Here is a 16,302-nt window from a genome sequence, read left to right as displayed (position 1 = left end):
CCCGTGGGTCCTGGGCGCACTAACGTGGGGCGCATGAGGATCACGAAGTTCGGTCACGCCTGCGTCCGCGTCGAGCACGGCGGGACGACCGTCGTCCTCGATCCCGGCGTCTTCGCCACCCCGGAGGCCCTCGACGGCGCCGACGCGGTGCTGATCACCCACGAGCACGCCGACCACTACTCCCCGGAGCTCCTCCAGGACAGCAGTGCGCCGATCTGGACGATCGCCGACGTCGCGGCGAAGATCCGCGAGGACGCCCCCGACGTCGCCGAGCGGGTCACCGTCGTCGCCCCGGGCCAGCAGCTCGACCTCGGCGGCCTCGGGGTCCGCGTGGTGGGGGAGCGGCACGCCGTGATCCACCCCGAGATGCCGCGCATCCACAACAGCGGCTACGTGCTCACCGGCGGGGACACCTCGGTCTACCACCCCGGCGACGCCCTCGTGGCCCCGCGCCAGGAGGTCGACGTGCTGCTGGTGCCGTCCTCGGCGCCGTGGCTGAAGAGCTCGGAGGCGATCGAGTTCGCCCGCGAGGTCGGCGCCCCGCGCAACCTGGCGATCCACGACCGGGTCTACTCCGACTTCGGCCTCGGCATCCTCGAGCAGCACATGGGGGCCCTGCTGGGCGCCGACCAGGAGTTCCTGCGGCGCGCGGACGGTGCGGACCTGGACTGACGCCTCAGGCCCGGCGGCGTCGTACGACGGACGCCGCGGCGACCGCACCGAGCCCCAGCAGGCTTGCGCCGAGCCCGGCGCCCACCCACGTCCACGCAGCGCGGGTGCCGGGGGTCTCGCCGGTGTCGCGGGGCAGCACCGACGGCGCGGCCACAGCGCGCACGGGCTCGCCCGCCGGCACCCGCACCGAGCCTGCGGGCCAGGCCGTGCACGGGTTGACGTCGCCCCCGTGGGGCGCGAACACCCAGCGCCGCGGGCTCGAGTATCCGGCGGGGATCGCGCCGGTCTCGTCGGCCCAGTTGGTCCAGCCGGCCAGGTCGACCTCGAGCCACCACCGCTCGGGCACGTGGGTGTCCGTCGGCGCGCGGTTCACCGTGTCGACCTCGACCAGGATCCGGCTGCCGTCCTGGTCACTCGCACCGTCGATGATCCGGCCGGTGATGAGCACGTCAGCCCCTCGGATCACCGGCGCGGGCATCGCGCAGGACAGCGCGGCGGCGTCGGGCGCGGTGAGGACGGGAAGGGTCAGGAGTGCCGCGGAGACGGCGAACGCGGCGGGGGCGACCAGGACACGGCTCATGGGGGTACGACGCCCCCACGCATCGAGCGGTTCCGGGCCGCCTCAGGGGCAGGCGTCAGGGCACCAGCGAGTCGCGCACCGGCACGAACTTCGCCTGCGACTCCGCGAGCTCGGACTCCGGGTCGGAGTCCGCGACGATGCCGCAACCGGCGAAGAGCCGGATGCTGGCGCCCTCGTGGGAGGCCGAGCGCAGGGCGATGCCCCACTCGCCGTCGCCGCTGGCGTCCATCCAGCCGACCGGGCCTGCGTAGCGGCCGCGGTCCATGCCCTCGATCTGCTCGATCAGGACCGTCGCGACCGGCGTGGGGGTGCCGCCGACGGCGGCCGAGGGGTGCAGCGCCTCGGCGAGCTGGAGCGAGGAGACGGTCGCCGCGTCGTGCACGACCCCGTTCACGTCGGTCGCCAGGTGCATCACGTTGGGCAGGTGCAGCACGAACGGCGCCTCGGGGACGTTCATCGAGGAGCAGTGCGGCTCGAGGGCGTCGGCGACCGAGCGCACGGCGTACTCGTGCTCCTCGAGGTCCTTGGAGGAGCGGGCCAGCGTCGCGGCCAGGGCCAGGTCGCGCTCGTCGTCGCCGGTACGCCGGATGGTGCCGGCCAGCACGCGCGAGGTGACCAGCCCGCGCTCGCGGCGCACCAGCATCTCCGGGGTCGCGCCGAACATGCCGTCGACGTGGAAGGTCCAGCACATCGGGTAGCCCGCGGCGAGGCGGCGCAGCGGCCAGCGCACGTCGATCGGCTCGGTCGCGGTGGCGACCAGGTCGCGGGCCAGGACGACCTTTTCCAGGTCGCCGGCGCTGATCCGGGCAACCGCGTCGGCGACGACCGACATCCACTGCTCGCCGTTGAGCGCGCCGTCGGCGTAGGTCACCCCGACCGGTGCGCGCGGCAGGTCGGTGGGCGCCAGCTCCGGCTCCTCGAGCGGCGCGCCGCGGCCCACGGTGGTGATCCAGGCCAGGTCGCCGCGCCGGCCGACCACGACCGAGGGGACCACCAGCACCGAGCTGCCGGGCTCGTCGGCGAAGGCGAAGGCGCCGAAGGACACCAGGCCGGTGCCGGGCTCGTGGACCTCGTCGAGGATGTCGGCGCGCGCGGTCGTCTCGCTCCACCACTTGGCGGCGTCGGCGAAGCGGGTGCTCCCGCTCGTGCGCAGCTCGGCGGCCACGCCCCAGCCCACGATGCCGTCGCCGCGGCGCAGCCAGGCCAGCGGGCGCTCGGCGGGCAGCAGGTCCACCAGCGCCTCGGCGAGCGTGGGGTCCAGTCGCCTCGTGCGGGCCACCAGGGTGCCGGCCGGTGCCTGGTCCCCAGGGGTCGCGCTCGTCGTCACCCGCCCGAGCCTACGCGCGAGATCCACGTCACGCGGGCGCTGGTCGCCCGGGGGTCGCACAGCGAATGCTCAGGCGGGGTCGTTACCGTCGCGGGCGTGACTCCCACGCCTGCTGTCCAGCGCATCCGCGGCATCGTGCTCGGTGCCATCGTCCTCGGCCTCCTGGCGGTGCTCGCGGTGGTGCTGCCCAAGCTCACCTCCGAGGAGACCCTGGAGCTCCCCGAGACCCTGCCCGGCGGCTTCACGGCCGTGGACGTCGCCCGCGACGGCGACGACGCCGCGCTGCCCCAGGGTGCCGACCCCGAGCTCCAGGGCAAGCTGTTCGCCGCCTCGGCCGAGCAGCTCGAGGAGCTCTACGACACCCCGGCCGCGGTCCGGATGTACTCCGGCGAGAACGGCACCCAGCAGCTGCGCGTCGTCGCGATCGACGCCACGCCCGGCCCGTTCCTGCCCGACGGCCCGCCGTACGACGCGGAGCTGGTCGGTGCCGAGCGTCTCTCCAGCGAGCTGGTCAAGGTCGACGGCGCCGTGTGCAACGTGCTGTGGGCCCAGGCGGTGACCGGCGGCGCCGAGATCCCCGAGGGCGACCCGGTGTTCGTGCGCTGCCAGCTGAGCGACTCCGAGGACACCTGGCAGATCGAGGCCGAGGGCGTCCCGGCCGAGCAGGCCGTCGAGGTCCTCCAGGACCTGGCCGGCTGACCCTCCCCAGCGCTCCGCGGCCCGGGCCCCTCTCACGAGGGGTCCGGGCCGCTGCCGTTCCGGCTCACGACCAGGCCACGACCACCCGGTCCCCGACCTGCACCTGGTCGTAGAGCCAGGCGATCGCGTCGAGGTCGCGGACGTTGACGCAGCCGTGGGAGGCCCCGGCGTACCCGACCGCGGCGAAGTCGGAGCTGTAGTGCACGGCCTGGCCGCCGTCGAAGAACATCGCGTAGGGCATCGGCGAGCCGTAGATCGACGACACGTGGTCGCGGCTCTTGCGGTAGACGGTGAAGGTGCCTTCCCGCGTCGGCGTGCCGCTCGCGCCGAAGCGGGTGTCCACGGTGCGCAGGACCTCGCCGTCGACGACCCAGCGCAGCGTGCGCGTCGTCTTGTCCACGCACAGCACCCGGCCGGTGCGGCACCGCGGGTCGAGCGGCCCGGCGGCGTTGCCGGCGGGCTTCCCGCTCAGCTCGGCCGCGCTCGGCTCGCGGGTCATCGCGTGCAGCCGGGCCAGGGTGCGCCGGTCCACCTCGCCGGTGACCGGGATCTGCCGCTTCGCCTGGAAGCCGCGGACGGCCGCCTCGGTGACCTCGCCGTAGTGGCCGGTCACGTCGGCGTCGAACCAGTCGATCTGGGCCAGGCGGGCCTGGAGCTCGCGCACCTCGGCGCCGTCGTCGCCGGGGCCGAGCAGCCGCGGCCCGGGCCGGAGCGGGGCAGGGCCGGCCGGTGCGGGGATCGGCGCGGATGTCGGTGTGGTGGCCGGGGCGCCCGGGCGGTCCGGGAGGTCGCGCGCCGCCGGTGCGCCCGGCTCGCGGGCGGCAGGCGCGGGGCCCGGCCAGGCGCCGTCGACGAGGCGGGCGGCCCAGCCGGCGCCGTACGCCGTGGTGGAGAGGAGCAGGGAGAGGACGCTGACGATCAGCAGGCGGCGCAGGCGGCGGGACATGGCGGATCCTTCGAGGTGGAGCAGTCGGTGGCGAGTGGTGCAGTGGTGACGCCGGGACCGGCGGTTTGGTTGTGGGGGATCCGGGTCGGTCCGGTCCGGGGGCGACCGCCTAGGCTGCGCAGGTGGCCCGCGCAGAACTCGACAAGCAGCCGATCGACGTCCGGCGGATGTTCGACACCGTGGCGAAGCGGTACGACCTCACCAACGACGTGCTGTCGCTGGGCCAGGACCGGCGCTGGCGCAAGGACGTCATCGACGCCGTCGACCCGCGACCCGGCGAGCTCGTGCTCGACCTGGCCGCCGGCACCGGCACCTCGAGCCAGCCGTTCGCCGACCGCGGCGCGACGGTCGTGCCCTGCGACTTCTCCCTGGGCATGCTCCAGGTCGGCAAGAAGGCGCGTCCCGCCCTGCCGTTCACGGCCGGCGACGCGACCCGCCTGCCCTTCGCCGACGACACCTTCGACGCGGTGACGATCTCCTTCGGGCTGCGCAACGTCGTGGACCCGCTCGCCGGGCTCGCCGAGATGCAGCGCGTCACCAAGCCGGGCGGCCGCCTGGTGGTCTGCGAGTTCAGCCACCCGACCTGGAAGCCGTTCCGCGTGGTCTACCTGGAGTACCTGATGAAGGCACTCCCCGCGATCTCACGCGCCGTCTCCTCGGCCCCCGACGCCTACGTCTACCTCGCCGAGTCGATCCGCGCCTGGCCCGACCAGCGCGGCCTGGCCGACATGGTCGCCCGCGCCGGCTGGAACGCCCCCCAGTGGCGCAACCTCTCCGGCGGCATCGTCGCCCTGCACCGCGCCACCGCCTGACCTCTCGCCGAGTCGGCGCCAATGGCGCCACGAGTCGGCGCCAATGGCGTGCCGACGCGGCGCTGACGACGTACCTCTCCTCGCGCCGGCTGGGGACAACTCCGCCACGAGCGCCGACTCGCGCAACCACACGGGCCGACTCGCGCAACCACACGGGCCGACTCGCGCAACCACACGGGCCGACTCGCGCAACCACACGGGCCGACTCGCGCAACCACCCGGGCCGACTCGCGCAACCACCCGGGCCGACTCGCGCAACCACACGTGCCGACTCGCGCAACCACACGGGCCGACTCGCGCGACCACACGGGCCGACTCGCGCAACCACACGGGCCGACTCGCGCAACCACACGAGCGCCGACTCGCGCAACCACACGGGCCGACTCGCGCAACCACACGGGCCGACTCGCGCAACCACACGGGCCGACTCGCGCGACCACACGGGCCGACTCGGCGGGGCCGTGACCGGAGCGTGACCGGCCCGTGATCGGGTCGATGGCAACGCGTGCGACGAAAGTCACCCCCCTGCGTGCGTGGCGACCTTGGCGGTGGCAGTATGTGGGCCACGCCACTTCGTGATTAGTTTCACAAGGTCACAAGTGGACGCGGACCCGGTCGCCACGCGCTAGGAGGAACCGACGGCATGGAGCTCTACACGCCGGTGCTGGTCCTGGTCGCGATCGCGACCCTGTTCGCGGTGGGCTCGGTCGCCGCGGGGGCGGTCATCGGGCCGGCGCGCTACAACCGCGCGCGGCTGGACTCCTACGAGTGCGGCATCGAGCCGACACCGCAGCCGGTCGGCGGCGGTCGCATCCCGGTGAAGTACTACATCACCGCGATGCTCTTCATCGTCTTCGACATCGAGATCGTCTTCCTCTACCCCTGGGCCGTCCACTTCGACGCGCTGGGCCTGTTCGGCCTGGTCGAGATGGTCCTGTTCCTCGCCACCGTCTTCGTCGCCTACGCCTACGTGTGGCGCCGCGGCGGGCTGGAGTGGGACTGAGGGCGGCCGGAGCGGGACCGGGCGCGGCTCGGGACCACCGGCAGGTCGAGGCGGACTGAGGCAGGACAGGAGCGGGACATGGGTATCGAGGAGAAGCTGCCGAGCGGGGTGCTGCTCACCACCGTCGAGGGGCTCTCGGGCTACATGCGCAAGGCGTCGTTCTGGCCGGCGACCTTCGGGCTGGCGTGCTGCGCGATCGAGATGATGACCTCGGGCGGGCCGAAGTACGACCTCGCCCGCTTCGGCATGGAGGTCTTCCGGGCCAGCCCCCGCCAGGCCGACCTGATGATCGTGGCCGGCCGGGTGAGCCAGAAGATGGCCCCGGTCCTGCGCCAGATCTACGACCAGATGCCCAACCCCAAGTGGGTGCTGGCGATGGGCGTGTGCGCCTCCAGCGGCGGCATGTTCAACAACTACGCGATCGTGCAGGGCGTCGACCACGTGGTCCCCGTGGACATGTACCTCCCCGGCTGCCCGCCGCGCCCGGAGATGCTGATCGACGCGATCCTCAAGCTGCACGACCAGGTCCAGCACGCCAAGCTCGGCGCGCACCGCCAGGCCGAGATCGTGAGCCTGGAGACCGCCGCCCTCAGCGCGCTGCCGACCTCGGAGATGAAGGGCCAGCTGCGGTGAGCGACCCCGAGAGCACCCCCGAGAAGACCGCCGGCCCGGGCCAGCCGGCCGTCGAGCAGTCGCCCGAGAACCTCCCGGCCCCGCCCGGCGAGGTGCACCAGGTCGGCGAGCGCCACGGCATGTTCGGCGCCAGCGGCACCCCCGACACCAGCGGGTACGGCGGGCTGCGCCAGGCCGTCACGCTGCCCGCCCCCGCGCGCCGCCCGTACGGCGGGTGGCACGACGAGGTCGCCGACGCGCTCGAGGAGCGACTGCGCGCCGGCGGCGTCGAGAACGCCGTCGAGTCGGTCGTGCTGCACCGCGGCGAGATCACCTTCCACGTGCGCCGCGAGGACCTGCTCGCGGTGGTCCGGGTGCTGCGCGACGACCCGGCGCTGCGCTTCGAGCTGCTCTCCGGGGTCAGCGGCGTGCACTACCCCGGCGACACCGCGCGCGAGCTGCACGCGGTCTACCACCTGCTCTCGATGACCCACAACCGCCGGATCCGGCTGGAGGTCGCCGTCCCCGACGCCGACCCGCACCTGCCGTCGGTCGTCGCGGTCTATCCCACGGCCGACTGGCACGAGCGCGAGACCTACGACATGTTCGGTCTCGTCTTCGACGGCCACCCGGGCCTCGCGCGGATCCTGATGCCCGACGACTGGCCGGGCCACCCGCAGCGCAAGGACTACCCGCTCGGCGGCATCCCCGTGGAGTACAAGGGCGGCTCGGTGCCGCCTCCCGACCAGCGCAGGAGCTACAACTAAATGGCTCACGACATCTACGCCGGGACCTCCGAGACCTCCGAGGGGCGCGTCTTCACCGTCTCCGGCCAGGACTGGGACCAGATCGCGGCCGGCCTCGCCGACGACCCCGACAGCGAGCGCGCCGAGCGGGTCGTGGTCAACATGGGCCCCCAGCACCCCTCCACCCACGGCGTGCTCCGACTGATCCTGGAGCTCGAGGGCGAGACGGTCACCGAGGCCCGCTGCGGCATCGGCTACCTGCACACCGGCATCGAGAAGAACATGGAGTACCGCTCCTGGGTGCAGGGCGTCACCTTCTGCACCCGGATGGACTACCTGGCGCCGCTGTTCAACGAGGCGACGTACGTCCTAGGCGTCGAGCGGCTGCTCGACATCGAGGACGAGATCCCCGAGAAGGCCCAGGTCATGCGGGTGCTCCTGCTGGAGCTGAACCGGATCTCCTCTCACCTGGTCGCGATCGCGACCGGTGGCATGGAGATCGGCGCGCTGACCGTGATGACGATGGGCTTCCGCGAGCGCGAGCTGGTCCTCGACCTGTTCGAGCTGATCACCGGGCTCCGCATGAACCACGCCTTCATCCGCCCCGGCGGCGTGGCCCAGGACCTCCCGGTCGGGGCGCTGGAGGAGATCCGCTCCTTCATCGCGCTGATGAAGAAGCGGCTGCCCGAGTACGCCGCCCTGTGCAACGCCAACCCGATCTTCAAGGCCCGCCTCGAGGGCGTCGGCCACCTCGACCTCGAGGGCTGCCTGGCGCTGGGGATCACCGGGCCGGTGCTGCGCAGCACCGGCTACCCGTGGGACCTGCGCAAGACCGAGCCGGTCTGCGGCTACGAGGACTACGAGTTCGACGTGCAGACCTGGGACACCGCCGACGCCTACGGCCGCTTCCGGATCCGGCTCAACGAGATGTGGGAGTCGCTGCGCATCGTCGAGCAGGCCGCCGACCGCCTCGCCGGGCTCGAGGGCGCGCCGGTGATGGTCGCGGACAAGAAGATCGCCTGGCCCAGCCAGCTGGCGATCGGCTCGGACGGCATGGGCAACTCCCTGGACCACATCCGCCACATCATGGGCGAGTCGATGGAGGCCCTCATCCACCACTTCAAGCTGGTGACCGAGGGCTTCCGGGTCCCGGCCGGCCAGGCCTACGTCCCCCTCGAGGGGCCTCGCGGCGAGCTCGGCGCGCACGTCGTCTCCGACGGCGGCACCCGCCCGGCGCGGGTGCACTTCCGCGACCCCTCCTTCGCCAACCTGCAGGCCACGAGCGTGATGAGCGAGGGCGGCATGGTCGCCGACATCATCGTCGCCATCGCCTCCCTCGACCCCGTGATGGGAGGAGTCGACCGGTGAGCGCGACCCACGAGATCAGCGACGAGACCTACGCCGAGCTGGAGCAGATCGCCGCCCGCTACCCCGAGGCGCGCTCCGGGCTGCTGCCGATGCTCCACCTGGTGCAGTCGGTGGCCGGGCGGATCACCCCGGAGGGCATCGAGGCCTGCGCCGACGTGCTCGGCCTCTCCGCCGCCGAGGTGAGCGGCGTCGCGACCTTCTACACGATGTACAAGCGCAAGCCGGTCGGCGACTACCTCGTCGGGGTCTGCACCAACACCCTGTGCGCGGTGATGGGCGGCGACCTGATCTTCGAGCGGCTCAAGGAGCACCTCGACGTCGGCAACGACGAGACCACCGCCGACGGCAAGATCACCCTCGAGCACGTCGAGTGCAACGCGGCCTGCGACTACGCCCCGGTGATGATGGTGAACTGGGAGTTCCTGGACAACCAGACCCCCGAGTCGGCCGTCGGCATCGTCGACGACCTGCGCAGCGGCGCCGAGGTCCGCTCCACCCGCGGCCCGCGCATCTGCACCTGGCGCGAGGCCGAGCGGGTGCTGGCCGGCTTCCCCGACGACCGGGCCGACGAGGGCCCGGCGGCCGGCCCGGCCTCGCTGGTCGGCCTCGGGATCGCCCGCGAGCGCGGCTGGAGCGCCCCGGACGGCGCCACCGCGAGCTCGGGGCACGACGTGCCCGAGGAGCCCACGCAGCGGGAGGCGGCCGCGGCCCAGGCCGACACCTCGCGTGCGGAGTCCGAGACGATCGAGGAGGAGGGCAGCGATGCCTGACGTGCTCACTCCGGTGCTCACCGACAACTGGGACCAGGAGCGCTCCTGGACCCTCGAGGCCTACGAGCGCCGCGGCGGGTACGCCGCGGTCGACCGGGCCTTCGAGATGGGCCCGGATGCGGTGATCGGCGCGGTCAAGGACTCCGGGCTGCGCGGCCGCGGCGGGGCCGGGTTCCCGACCGGGATGAAGTGGTCCTTCATCCCGCAGGACAACCCGCGGCCCAAGTACCTCGTCGTCAACGCCGACGAGTCCGAGCCGGGGACCTGCAAGGACATCCCGCTGATGATGGCCAGCCCGCACACCCTGGTGGAGGGCGTGATCATCAGCGCCTACGCCATCCGGGCCAACAAGGCGTTCATCTACATCCGCGGCGAGGTCCTCCACGTGATCCGCCGGGTCCAGCGCGCCGTGCAGGAGGCCTTCCTCGCCGGCCACCTCGGCACCGACATCCACGGCTCGGGCTACGACCTCGACGTCGTCGTCCACGCCGGCGCCGGGGCCTACATCTGCGGCGAGGAGACCGCGCTGCTCGAGGGGCTCGAGGGCCGCCGCGGCCAGCCGCGGCTGCGCCCGCCGTTCCCCGCGGTCGCCGGGCTCTACGCCAGCCCCACGGTCATCAACAACGTCGAGTCGATCTCCTCGGTGCCCAGCATCGTGGGCAACGGGCCGGCCTGGTTCTCCTCGATGGGCACCGAGAAGTCCGCCGGCTTCGGCATCTTCTCCCTCTCCGGGCACGTCGAGCGCCCCGGGCAGTACGAGGCGCCGCTCGGCATCACCCTGCGCCAGCTGCTCGACCTCGCCGGCGGCGTGCGGGCCGGGCACCAGCTGAAGTTCTGGACCCCCGGCGGGTCCAGCACCCCGCTGCTGACCGCCGAGCACCTCGACGTACCGCTGGACTTCGAGGGCGTCGCCGGGGCCGGCTCGATGCTCGGCACCCGCGCGCTCCAGGTCTTCGACGAGACGGTGTGCGTGGTGCGCGCGGTGCTGCGCTGGACGGAGTTCTACAAGCACGAGTCCTGCGGCAAGTGCACCCCGTGCCGCGAGGGCACCTGGTGGCTGGCCCAGACGCTGGCCGCGCTCGAGCGCGGGGAGGGCTCCGAGGCCGACCTCGACCTCCTGCTCGACCAGTGCGACAACATCCTGGGCCGCGCGTTCTGCGCCCTGGGCGACGGCGCCACCAGCCCGATCACGAGCTCGGTGCAGCACTTCCGCGAGGAGTACCTCGCCCACCTCAGCCACGGGGGCTGCCCGTTCGACCCCGTGGCCTCGACCGTCTTCGCGACCGAGGGGGTCTCGTGACCACCACACCGGACAACGTCCAGGCCGACACCGACCTGGTCACGCTGACCATCGACGGCATCGAGGTCAGCGTCCCGCGCGACACCCTGGTGATCCGCGCCGCGGAGCAGGTCGGGGTGCAGATCCCGCGCTTCTGCGACCACCCGCTGCTCGAGCCGGTCGGCGCCTGCCGCCAGTGCCTGGTCGACGTCCCCGACGCCGGCAACGGGCGCGGCTTCCCCAAGCCGCAGGCCTCCTGCACCCTCCCGGTCGCCGACGGCATGGTGGTGAGCACCCAGGCCACCAGCCCGGTCGCCGACAAGGCGCAGCAGGGGATCATGGAGTTCCTCCTGGTCAACCACCCCCTGGACTGTCCGGTGTGCGACAAGGGAGGGGAGTGCCCGCTGCAGAACCAGGCGATGAGCAACGGGCGCGGGGAGTCCCGCTTCGAGGGCGTCAAGCGCACCTACCCCAAGCCGATCAACCTCTCCGCCAACGTCCTGCTCGACCGCGAGCGGTGCGTGCTGTGCGCGCGCTGCACCCGCTTCTCCGAGCAGGTCGCCGGCGACCCGTTCATCGCGCTGGTCGAGCGCGGCGCGCTCCAGCAGGTCGGGATCTACGAGAAGGAGCCGCTGCAGAGCTACTTCTCGGGCAACACCATCCAGATCTGCCCGGTCGGTGCGCTCACCTCCGCCGAGTACCGCTTCCGGGCCCGCCCCTTCGACCTGGTCTCGACCCCCTCGGTGGCCGAGCACGACGCCTGCGGCGCCGCGATCCGCGTGGACCACCGGCGCGGACGGGTCATGCGCCGCCTGGCCGGCAACGACCCCGAGGTCAACGAGGAGTGGATCACCGACAAGGACCGCTTCGCCTTCACCTACGCGACCCGGCCCGACCGCCTCGCCCACCCGATGGTCCGCGACCGCGTCGAGGACGGCGGCGACGGCGAGCTGCGCCCGGCCTCGTGGACCGAGGCCTTCGCGGTGGCCGCACGCGGCCTCGCGGCCGCCGGTCGCGCCGCGGTGCTGCCCGGCGGCCGGGTCACCGCCGAGGACGCCTACGCCTACGCCGCCTTCGCCCGGCTCGCGCTCGGCACCAACGACGTCGACTTCCGCGCCCGCCCGCTCTCGGCGGAGGAGGCCGAGTTCCTCGCCTCCGAGGTGGTGCTGACCGCGCCCGGCAACGGCGGGGTCACCTACGCCGACCTGGACCGCGCCCGCACCGTCGTGCTGCTGGGCCTGGAGCCCGAGGAGGAGGCCGGCACGCTCTTCCTGCGGCTGCGCAAGGCCGCCCTGGCCGGCACCCGGGTGCTCGCCGTGGCGCCGTACCGCACCCGCGGGCTGCGCAAGATGCGCGGCCGCGTGCTGGTGGCCGGTCCCGGCGACGAGGCGGCGGTCATCGAGTCCCTCGCCGAGCACGCCGAGCACGGCGTCGACAGCGACACCGTGCTGCTGGTGGGGGAGCGGCTGGCGACCTCGCCCGGCGCCCTCACCGCGGCCGCCGCGCTGGCCCGTCGTACCGGTGCCCGGCTGGCCTGGGTGCCGCGTCGGGCCGGGGACCGCGGTGCCGTCGAGGCCGGCTGCCTGCCCCACCTGCTGCCCGGCGGCCGCCCGGTCGCCGACGCCGCCGCCCGCGTCGACGCCGCCACCACCTGGGGCGTCGAGCACCTGCCAGAGACACCGGGCCGCGACGCCGATGCGATCGTGGCGGCGCTGCGCTCCGGCGAGCTCGGCGGCCTGGTCGTCGGCGGCGTGGACCCCGACGACACCGCCGACCCCGCCGCCACCCGCGCGGCCCTCGAGGCGGCGCGCTTCGTGGTGTCGCTGGAGCTGCGCGAGACCGACGTGACCCGCGCGGCCGACGTCGTGTTCCCGGTCGCGCCCGTCATCGACAAGGCCGGCACCTTCGTGACCTGGGAGGGGCGCACGCGTCCCTTCGAGGCGGTCTTCACCAATCCCGCGTCCCTGCCCGACCTGCGGATCCTCGCCGGCATCGCCGAGGAGCTCGCCGCCCTCGGGGTCGGTGCCCCGCTCGGGTTCCGCACCGTCGAGGGGGCCCGTGCGCAGATGAGCGAGATGGGCCCGTGGGACGGAGAGCGGCCCGCACTGGGCGCCCGGTCGGACACCGAGCCGCAGACCGCCCCCGACCGCCGCAGCGACCGGCCCGCCGACGCGGCCCCGACCGAGGGCCTGCGGCTCGCGACGTGGAAGCAGATGATCGACAACGCCTCCCTGCTCGACGGGGAGGACCACCTGCGCGCCACCGCCCGGATCCCGGTGGCCCGGGTGCCGAGGGCGGTCTACGACCAGGTCGGCGACCTGATGACGGTCATCGGTGACCGCGGGCGCGCGACGCTGCCCACGGTGATCAACCGCGAGCTGCCCGACGACGTGGTGTGGGTGCCGGCCAACTCCTTCGGCCGCGGCGTCCTCGCCGGCCTCGCCTCGCCCGGGTCCCGGGTCCGCGTCATGAGAGGACACGCCTGATGCTCGGCACCGACATCTCCAGCGACATCGGCCTCGGCGCCTTTGGCGGCGACCCGTGGTGGGTGATCGCCCTCAAGGCCGTGCTGATCTTCGTGGTGCTGGTCCTGCTCACCTTGTTCAACATCTGGTGGGAGCGCCGGGTCGTGGCCCGGATGCAGCACCGGATCGGCCCGAACGTCAACGGCCCCTTCGGCCTGCTCCAGTCGCTCGCCGACGGCGCCAAGCTGATGTTCAAGGAGGACCTGATCCCGGCGGCCGCCGACAAGGTGGTCTTCCTGCTCGCCCCGGTGATCGCCGCCGTCGCGGCGTTCGCGACCTTCGCGGTGGTCCCGTTCGGCCCCGAGGTGAGCATCCCGTTCACCGACACCGTCACGCCGCTGCAGCTCACCGACATGCCGGTCGCGGTCCTGTTCGTGATCGCGATGGCCTCGATCGGCATCTACGGCATCGTGCTCGGCGGCTGGTCGAGCGGCTCGACGTACTCGCTGCTCGGCGGCCTGCGCTCCAGCGCCCAGATGATCTCCTACGAGGTCTCCATGGGCCTCGCGCTCGTCGCGGTGTTCCTCTACGCCGGCTCGATGTCCACCTCCGAGATCGTCGCCGCCCAGGACGACCTGTGGTTCGGCCTGGTGCTGCTGCCGTCCTTCGTGATCTACGTGATCTCGATGGTCGGGGAGACCAACCGCGCCCCCTTCGACCTCCCGGAGGCCGAGGGCGAGCTGGTCGGCGGGTTCCACACCGAGTACTCCTCGATCAAGTTCGCGCTGTTCTTCCTCGCCGAGTACATCAACATGGCCACCGTCTCGGCCCTGGCCACGACGCTGTTCCTCGGCGGTTGGCACGCGCCGTTCTGGATCGACCGCCTCTACGTCGGCTTCAACGAGGGCTGGTGGCCGGTGCTGTGGTTCTTCGGCAAGGTGCTGTTCTTCATCTTCATCTTCATCTGGCTGCGCGGCTCGCTGCCCCGCCTGCGCTACGACCAGTTCATGGCGTTCGGCTGGAAGCGGCTGATCCCGGCCGCCCTGCTGTGGACCGTCGCGGTCGCCACGGTGCGCGCGCTGGAGGACCGCGTGGACCTGCGCTGGGCGGCGATCGCGGCCGGCGTCGTGCTCGTCATCTCCCTGGCCCTGTTCTTCGTCGGTGACGACGAGGAGGAGGAGCCGGCCCCGGCGCCCGTCGCCTCGCCCCCGCGGCCGGGCTCGTTCCCGGTCCCGCCGATGCCGGCCGGCGGCGCCGTGCGCGGCGCGGCCGACCCCCTGACCTTCGACCAGCGACCCACCGTCCCGGCCGGCGAACCCGACCCGGCCGGACAAGGAGGCACAGCCTGATGGCCACGCTCAAGGAGCAGTTCTGGGACCCGGTCGCCGGGTTCGGGGTCACCTTCCGCACGATGTTCAAGAAGGTCGTCACCGAGCAGTACCCCTTCGAGAAGCAGCCGACGGCCCCGCGCTTCCACGGTCGCCACCAGCTCAACCGCTGGCCCGACGGCCTGGAGAAGTGCATCGGCTGCGAGCTGTGCGCGTGGGCCTGCCCGGCCGACGCGATCTACGTCGAGGGCGGCTCGAACACCGACGCGGAGCGCTACAGCCCCGGCGAGCGGTACGGCCGCGTCTACCAGATCAACTACCTGCGCTGCATCCTGTGCGGGCTGTGCATCGAGGCCTGCCCGACCCGGGCGCTGACGATGACCAACGAGTACGAGCTGGCCGACGACAACCGCGCCGACCTGATCTATGAGAAGTCCGACCTGCTCGCCCCGCTGCTGCCCGGCATGGAGCAGCCCCCGCACCCGATGCGCCTGGGCGACGACGAGGGCGACTACTACCGGGGCGCGTACGCCGCGCGCGGCGACGCCCCCGGGTCGACCGGGACGGACGGGAAGGGCACCGCATGACCGCGTTCTGGATCCTGGCGCCGGTGATGGTGGCCGCGGCCACCGCGATCCTCTTCGTGCGCAAGGCGGTGCACGCCGCGCTCCTGCTGGCCGTGGTGATGATCAGCCTGGCCGTGCTCTACGCGGTGCTCGAGGCGCCGTTCCTGTTCGCGGTGCAGATCATCGTCTACACCGGCGCGATCATGATGCTCTTCCTCTTCGTGCTGATGCTGGTCGGCGTGGACGCCTCGGACTCGGTGGTCGAGACGATCCCCGGCCAGCGGGTCACCGCGGGCGTGTTCGGCATCCTGCTCGGCGTGCTGCTCCTGATCGGGATCGCACAGATCTCCCTGGGCACCGTCGTGGGGCTGGAGGAGGCGAACAGCGGCGGCAACATCCAGGGGATCGCCAACGTGCTGTTCTCCCACTACGTCTTCGCCTTCGAGGTCACCAGCGCGCTGCTGATCACCGCGGCCATGGGCGCGATGGTGCTCGCCCACCGCGAGCGGCTCACGCCCAAGCCCACCCAGGCCGACCGGGCAGCGCAGCGGCTGCGGGACTACGCCGAGACCGGCGCGCCCCTCGGGCCGCTGCCGGCACCCGGCGTCTACGCCCGGCACAACGCGGTGGACACCCCGGCACTGCTGCCCGACGGCTCGCCGCTGCCCTCCTCGGTCTCCCGGGTGCTCGTCGCGCGCGGCGTGGTCCGCTCCGCGCCCGACCTGGCCGACGACATCGACGAGGTGCAGCGCTCCCTCGGCGTACCGGCCGCCGGCCAGGGACCCGCCCCGGCCACGACCGAGGAGGAGCAGCCGTGAGCGACCCGGTGCCGTTCATCGCCCTCTCCGCGGTGCTGTTCACGATCGGCGCCGTCGGCGTGCTGGTGCGCCGCAACGCGATCGTGGTCTTCATGTGCGTGGAGCTGATGCTCAACGCCTGCAACCTGGCGCTGGTCACCTTCGCCAAGCAGCACGGCAACCTCGACGGCCAGGTCGCCGCGTTCTTCGTGATGGTCGTCGCCGCCGCCGAGGTGGTGGTCGGGCTCGCGATCATCATGACCATCTTCCGGACCCGTCGCTCGGCCTCGGTCGACGACGCGAGCCTGCTGAAGTACTAGGAGCCCGCCTCG

17 protein-coding genes are annotated in these 16,302 nt (G+C 72.9%); 14 read left to right on the top strand and 3 right to left on the bottom strand.

The features are described 5' to 3' along the window. Positions 1–33 precede the first annotated feature (33 nt). On the top strand, positions 34–672 hold the full coding sequence (locus HOQ23_RS17445; protein ID WP_172216200.1) for an MBL fold metallo-hydrolase: 639 nt from the start codon (positions 34–36) through the stop codon (positions 670–672). 4 nt (positions 673–676) lie between these two features. Here the strand turns inward: HOQ23_RS17445 and HOQ23_RS17440 are convergent, their stop codons facing one another. Next, positions 677–1,252, bottom strand: coding sequence for a hypothetical protein (locus HOQ23_RS17440; RefSeq protein ID WP_172216198.1), 576 nt, complete (start codon positions 1,250–1,252; stop codon positions 677–679). A gap of 55 nt (positions 1,253–1,307) precedes the next feature. Next, complete coding sequence (locus HOQ23_RS17435) at positions 1,308–2,579, bottom strand: isochorismate synthase (protein WP_172216196.1); 1,272 nt, start codon at positions 2,577–2,579, stop codon at positions 1,308–1,310. A 96-nt stretch (positions 2,580–2,675) separates the two neighbouring features. On the opposite strand from HOQ23_RS17435, the gene HOQ23_RS17430 reads away from it, so the two are divergent. Next, a complete protein-coding gene (locus HOQ23_RS17430) occupies positions 2,676–3,278 on the top strand; it encodes a hypothetical protein (protein WP_172216194.1) in 603 nt (200 codons plus the stop codon). Positions 3,279–3,342: 64 nt separating this feature from the next. On the opposite strand, the gene HOQ23_RS17425 is transcribed toward HOQ23_RS17430, so the two are convergent. Beyond that, complete coding sequence (locus HOQ23_RS17425) at positions 3,343–4,224, bottom strand: L,D-transpeptidase family protein (RefSeq protein ID WP_172216192.1); 882 nt, start codon at positions 4,222–4,224, stop codon at positions 3,343–3,345. A gap of 122 nt (positions 4,225–4,346) precedes the next feature. On the opposite strand from HOQ23_RS17425, the gene HOQ23_RS17420 reads away from it, so the two are divergent. The 12 genes from HOQ23_RS17420 to nuoK all read left to right on the top strand — a co-directional run bounded on the left by HOQ23_RS17420 (position 4,347) and on the right by nuoK (position 16,290). After that, positions 4,347–5,036 carry a demethylmenaquinone methyltransferase gene (locus HOQ23_RS17420; RefSeq protein ID WP_172216190.1) on the top strand — a complete coding sequence of 230 codons (690 nt, stop codon included), beginning with the start codon at positions 4,347–4,349 and terminating at the stop codon, positions 5,034–5,036. Between the two features lie 643 nt (positions 5,037–5,679). Further along, on the top strand, positions 5,680–6,039 hold the full coding sequence (locus HOQ23_RS17415) for an NADH-quinone oxidoreductase subunit A (protein ID WP_172216188.1): 360 nt from the start codon (positions 5,680–5,682) through the stop codon (positions 6,037–6,039). A gap of 78 nt (positions 6,040–6,117) precedes the next feature. Next, entirely contained in the window at positions 6,118–6,672 is a 555-nt protein-coding gene (locus tag HOQ23_RS17410; protein ID WP_172216186.1) for an NADH-quinone oxidoreductase subunit B family protein, read from the top strand. Next, positions 6,669–7,418 (top strand): NADH-quinone oxidoreductase subunit C, encoded by a 750-nt coding sequence (locus HOQ23_RS17405; protein ID WP_172216184.1) that lies wholly within the window; start codon positions 6,669–6,671, stop codon positions 7,416–7,418. The genes HOQ23_RS17410 and HOQ23_RS17405 overlap by 4 nt, the downstream gene beginning before the upstream one ends. Continuing rightward, on the top strand, positions 7,419–8,765 hold the full coding sequence (locus HOQ23_RS17400; protein ID WP_172216182.1) for an NADH-quinone oxidoreductase subunit D: 1,347 nt from the start codon (positions 7,419–7,421) through the stop codon (positions 8,763–8,765). Beyond that, positions 8,762–9,535 carry an NADH-quinone oxidoreductase subunit NuoE gene (nuoE, locus tag HOQ23_RS17395; RefSeq protein WP_172216180.1) on the top strand — a complete coding sequence of 258 codons (774 nt, stop codon included), beginning with the start codon at positions 8,762–8,764 and terminating at the stop codon, positions 9,533–9,535. Before HOQ23_RS17400 ends, nuoE begins: the two co-directional genes overlap by 4 nt. After that, positions 9,528–10,835 carry an NADH-quinone oxidoreductase subunit NuoF gene (nuoF, locus tag HOQ23_RS17390; protein WP_172216178.1) on the top strand — a complete coding sequence of 436 codons (1,308 nt, stop codon included), beginning with the start codon at positions 9,528–9,530 and terminating at the stop codon, positions 10,833–10,835. The genes nuoE and nuoF overlap by 8 nt, the downstream gene beginning before the upstream one ends. After that, complete coding sequence (locus HOQ23_RS17385; protein ID WP_172216176.1) at positions 10,832–13,300, top strand: NADH-quinone oxidoreductase subunit G; 2,469 nt, start codon at positions 10,832–10,834, stop codon at positions 13,298–13,300. Before nuoF ends, HOQ23_RS17385 begins: the two co-directional genes overlap by 4 nt. Further along, a complete protein-coding gene (gene nuoH / locus HOQ23_RS17380; RefSeq protein ID WP_172216174.1) occupies positions 13,300–14,628 on the top strand; it encodes an NADH-quinone oxidoreductase subunit NuoH in 1,329 nt (442 codons plus the stop codon). Before HOQ23_RS17385 ends, nuoH begins: the two co-directional genes overlap by 1 nt. Further along, positions 14,628–15,194, top strand: coding sequence for an NADH-quinone oxidoreductase subunit NuoI (gene nuoI, locus HOQ23_RS17375; protein WP_172216172.1), 567 nt, complete (start codon positions 14,628–14,630; stop codon positions 15,192–15,194). Before nuoH ends, nuoI begins: the two co-directional genes overlap by 1 nt. Continuing rightward, positions 15,191–15,991 carry an NADH-quinone oxidoreductase subunit J gene (locus HOQ23_RS17370; RefSeq protein WP_172216170.1) on the top strand — a complete coding sequence of 267 codons (801 nt, stop codon included), beginning with the start codon at positions 15,191–15,193 and terminating at the stop codon, positions 15,989–15,991. The genes nuoI and HOQ23_RS17370 overlap by 4 nt, the downstream gene beginning before the upstream one ends. Further along, complete coding sequence (gene nuoK, locus HOQ23_RS17365) at positions 15,988–16,290, top strand: NADH-quinone oxidoreductase subunit NuoK (RefSeq protein WP_172216168.1); 303 nt, start codon at positions 15,988–15,990, stop codon at positions 16,288–16,290. Before HOQ23_RS17370 ends, nuoK begins: the two co-directional genes overlap by 4 nt. Positions 16,291–16,302: the final 12 nt, after the last annotated feature.

This window comes from Nocardioides sp. zg-DK7169 (genome assembly GCF_013155365.1).
Taxonomy (GTDB): Bacteria; Actinomycetota; Actinomycetes; order Propionibacteriales; family Nocardioidaceae; genus Nocardioides.
This window is presented reverse-complemented; position numbering and strand designations above follow the sequence as displayed.

Excerpts from the sequence above, each read along its gene's own strand:
- HOQ23_RS17445 (WP_172216200.1), top strand. The coding sequence starts at position 34 with ATGAGGATCACGAAGTTCGGTCACGCCTGCGTCCGCGTCGAGCACGGC.
- HOQ23_RS17440 (WP_172216198.1), bottom strand. The coding sequence starts at position 1,252 with ATGAGCCGTGTCCTGGTCGCCCCCGCCGCGTTCGCCGTCTCCGCGGCA.
- HOQ23_RS17425 (WP_172216192.1), bottom strand. The coding sequence starts at position 4,224 with ATGTCCCGCCGCCTGCGCCGCCTGCTGATCGTCAGCGTCCTCTCCCTG.
- HOQ23_RS17415 (WP_172216188.1), top strand. The coding sequence starts at position 5,680 with ATGGAGCTCTACACGCCGGTGCTGGTCCTGGTCGCGATCGCGACCCTG.
- HOQ23_RS17410 (WP_172216186.1), top strand. The coding sequence starts at position 6,118 with ATGGGTATCGAGGAGAAGCTGCCGAGCGGGGTGCTGCTCACCACCGTC.
- HOQ23_RS17400 (WP_172216182.1), top strand. The coding sequence starts at position 7,419 with ATGGCTCACGACATCTACGCCGGGACCTCCGAGACCTCCGAGGGGCGC.
- nuoF (WP_172216178.1), top strand. The coding sequence starts at position 9,528 with ATGCCTGACGTGCTCACTCCGGTGCTCACCGACAACTGGGACCAGGAG.
- nuoH (WP_172216174.1), top strand. The coding sequence starts at position 13,300 with ATGCTCGGCACCGACATCTCCAGCGACATCGGCCTCGGCGCCTTTGGC.
- nuoI (WP_172216172.1), top strand. The coding sequence starts at position 14,628 with ATGGCCACGCTCAAGGAGCAGTTCTGGGACCCGGTCGCCGGGTTCGGG.
- HOQ23_RS17370 (WP_172216170.1), top strand. The coding sequence starts at position 15,191 with ATGACCGCGTTCTGGATCCTGGCGCCGGTGATGGTGGCCGCGGCCACC.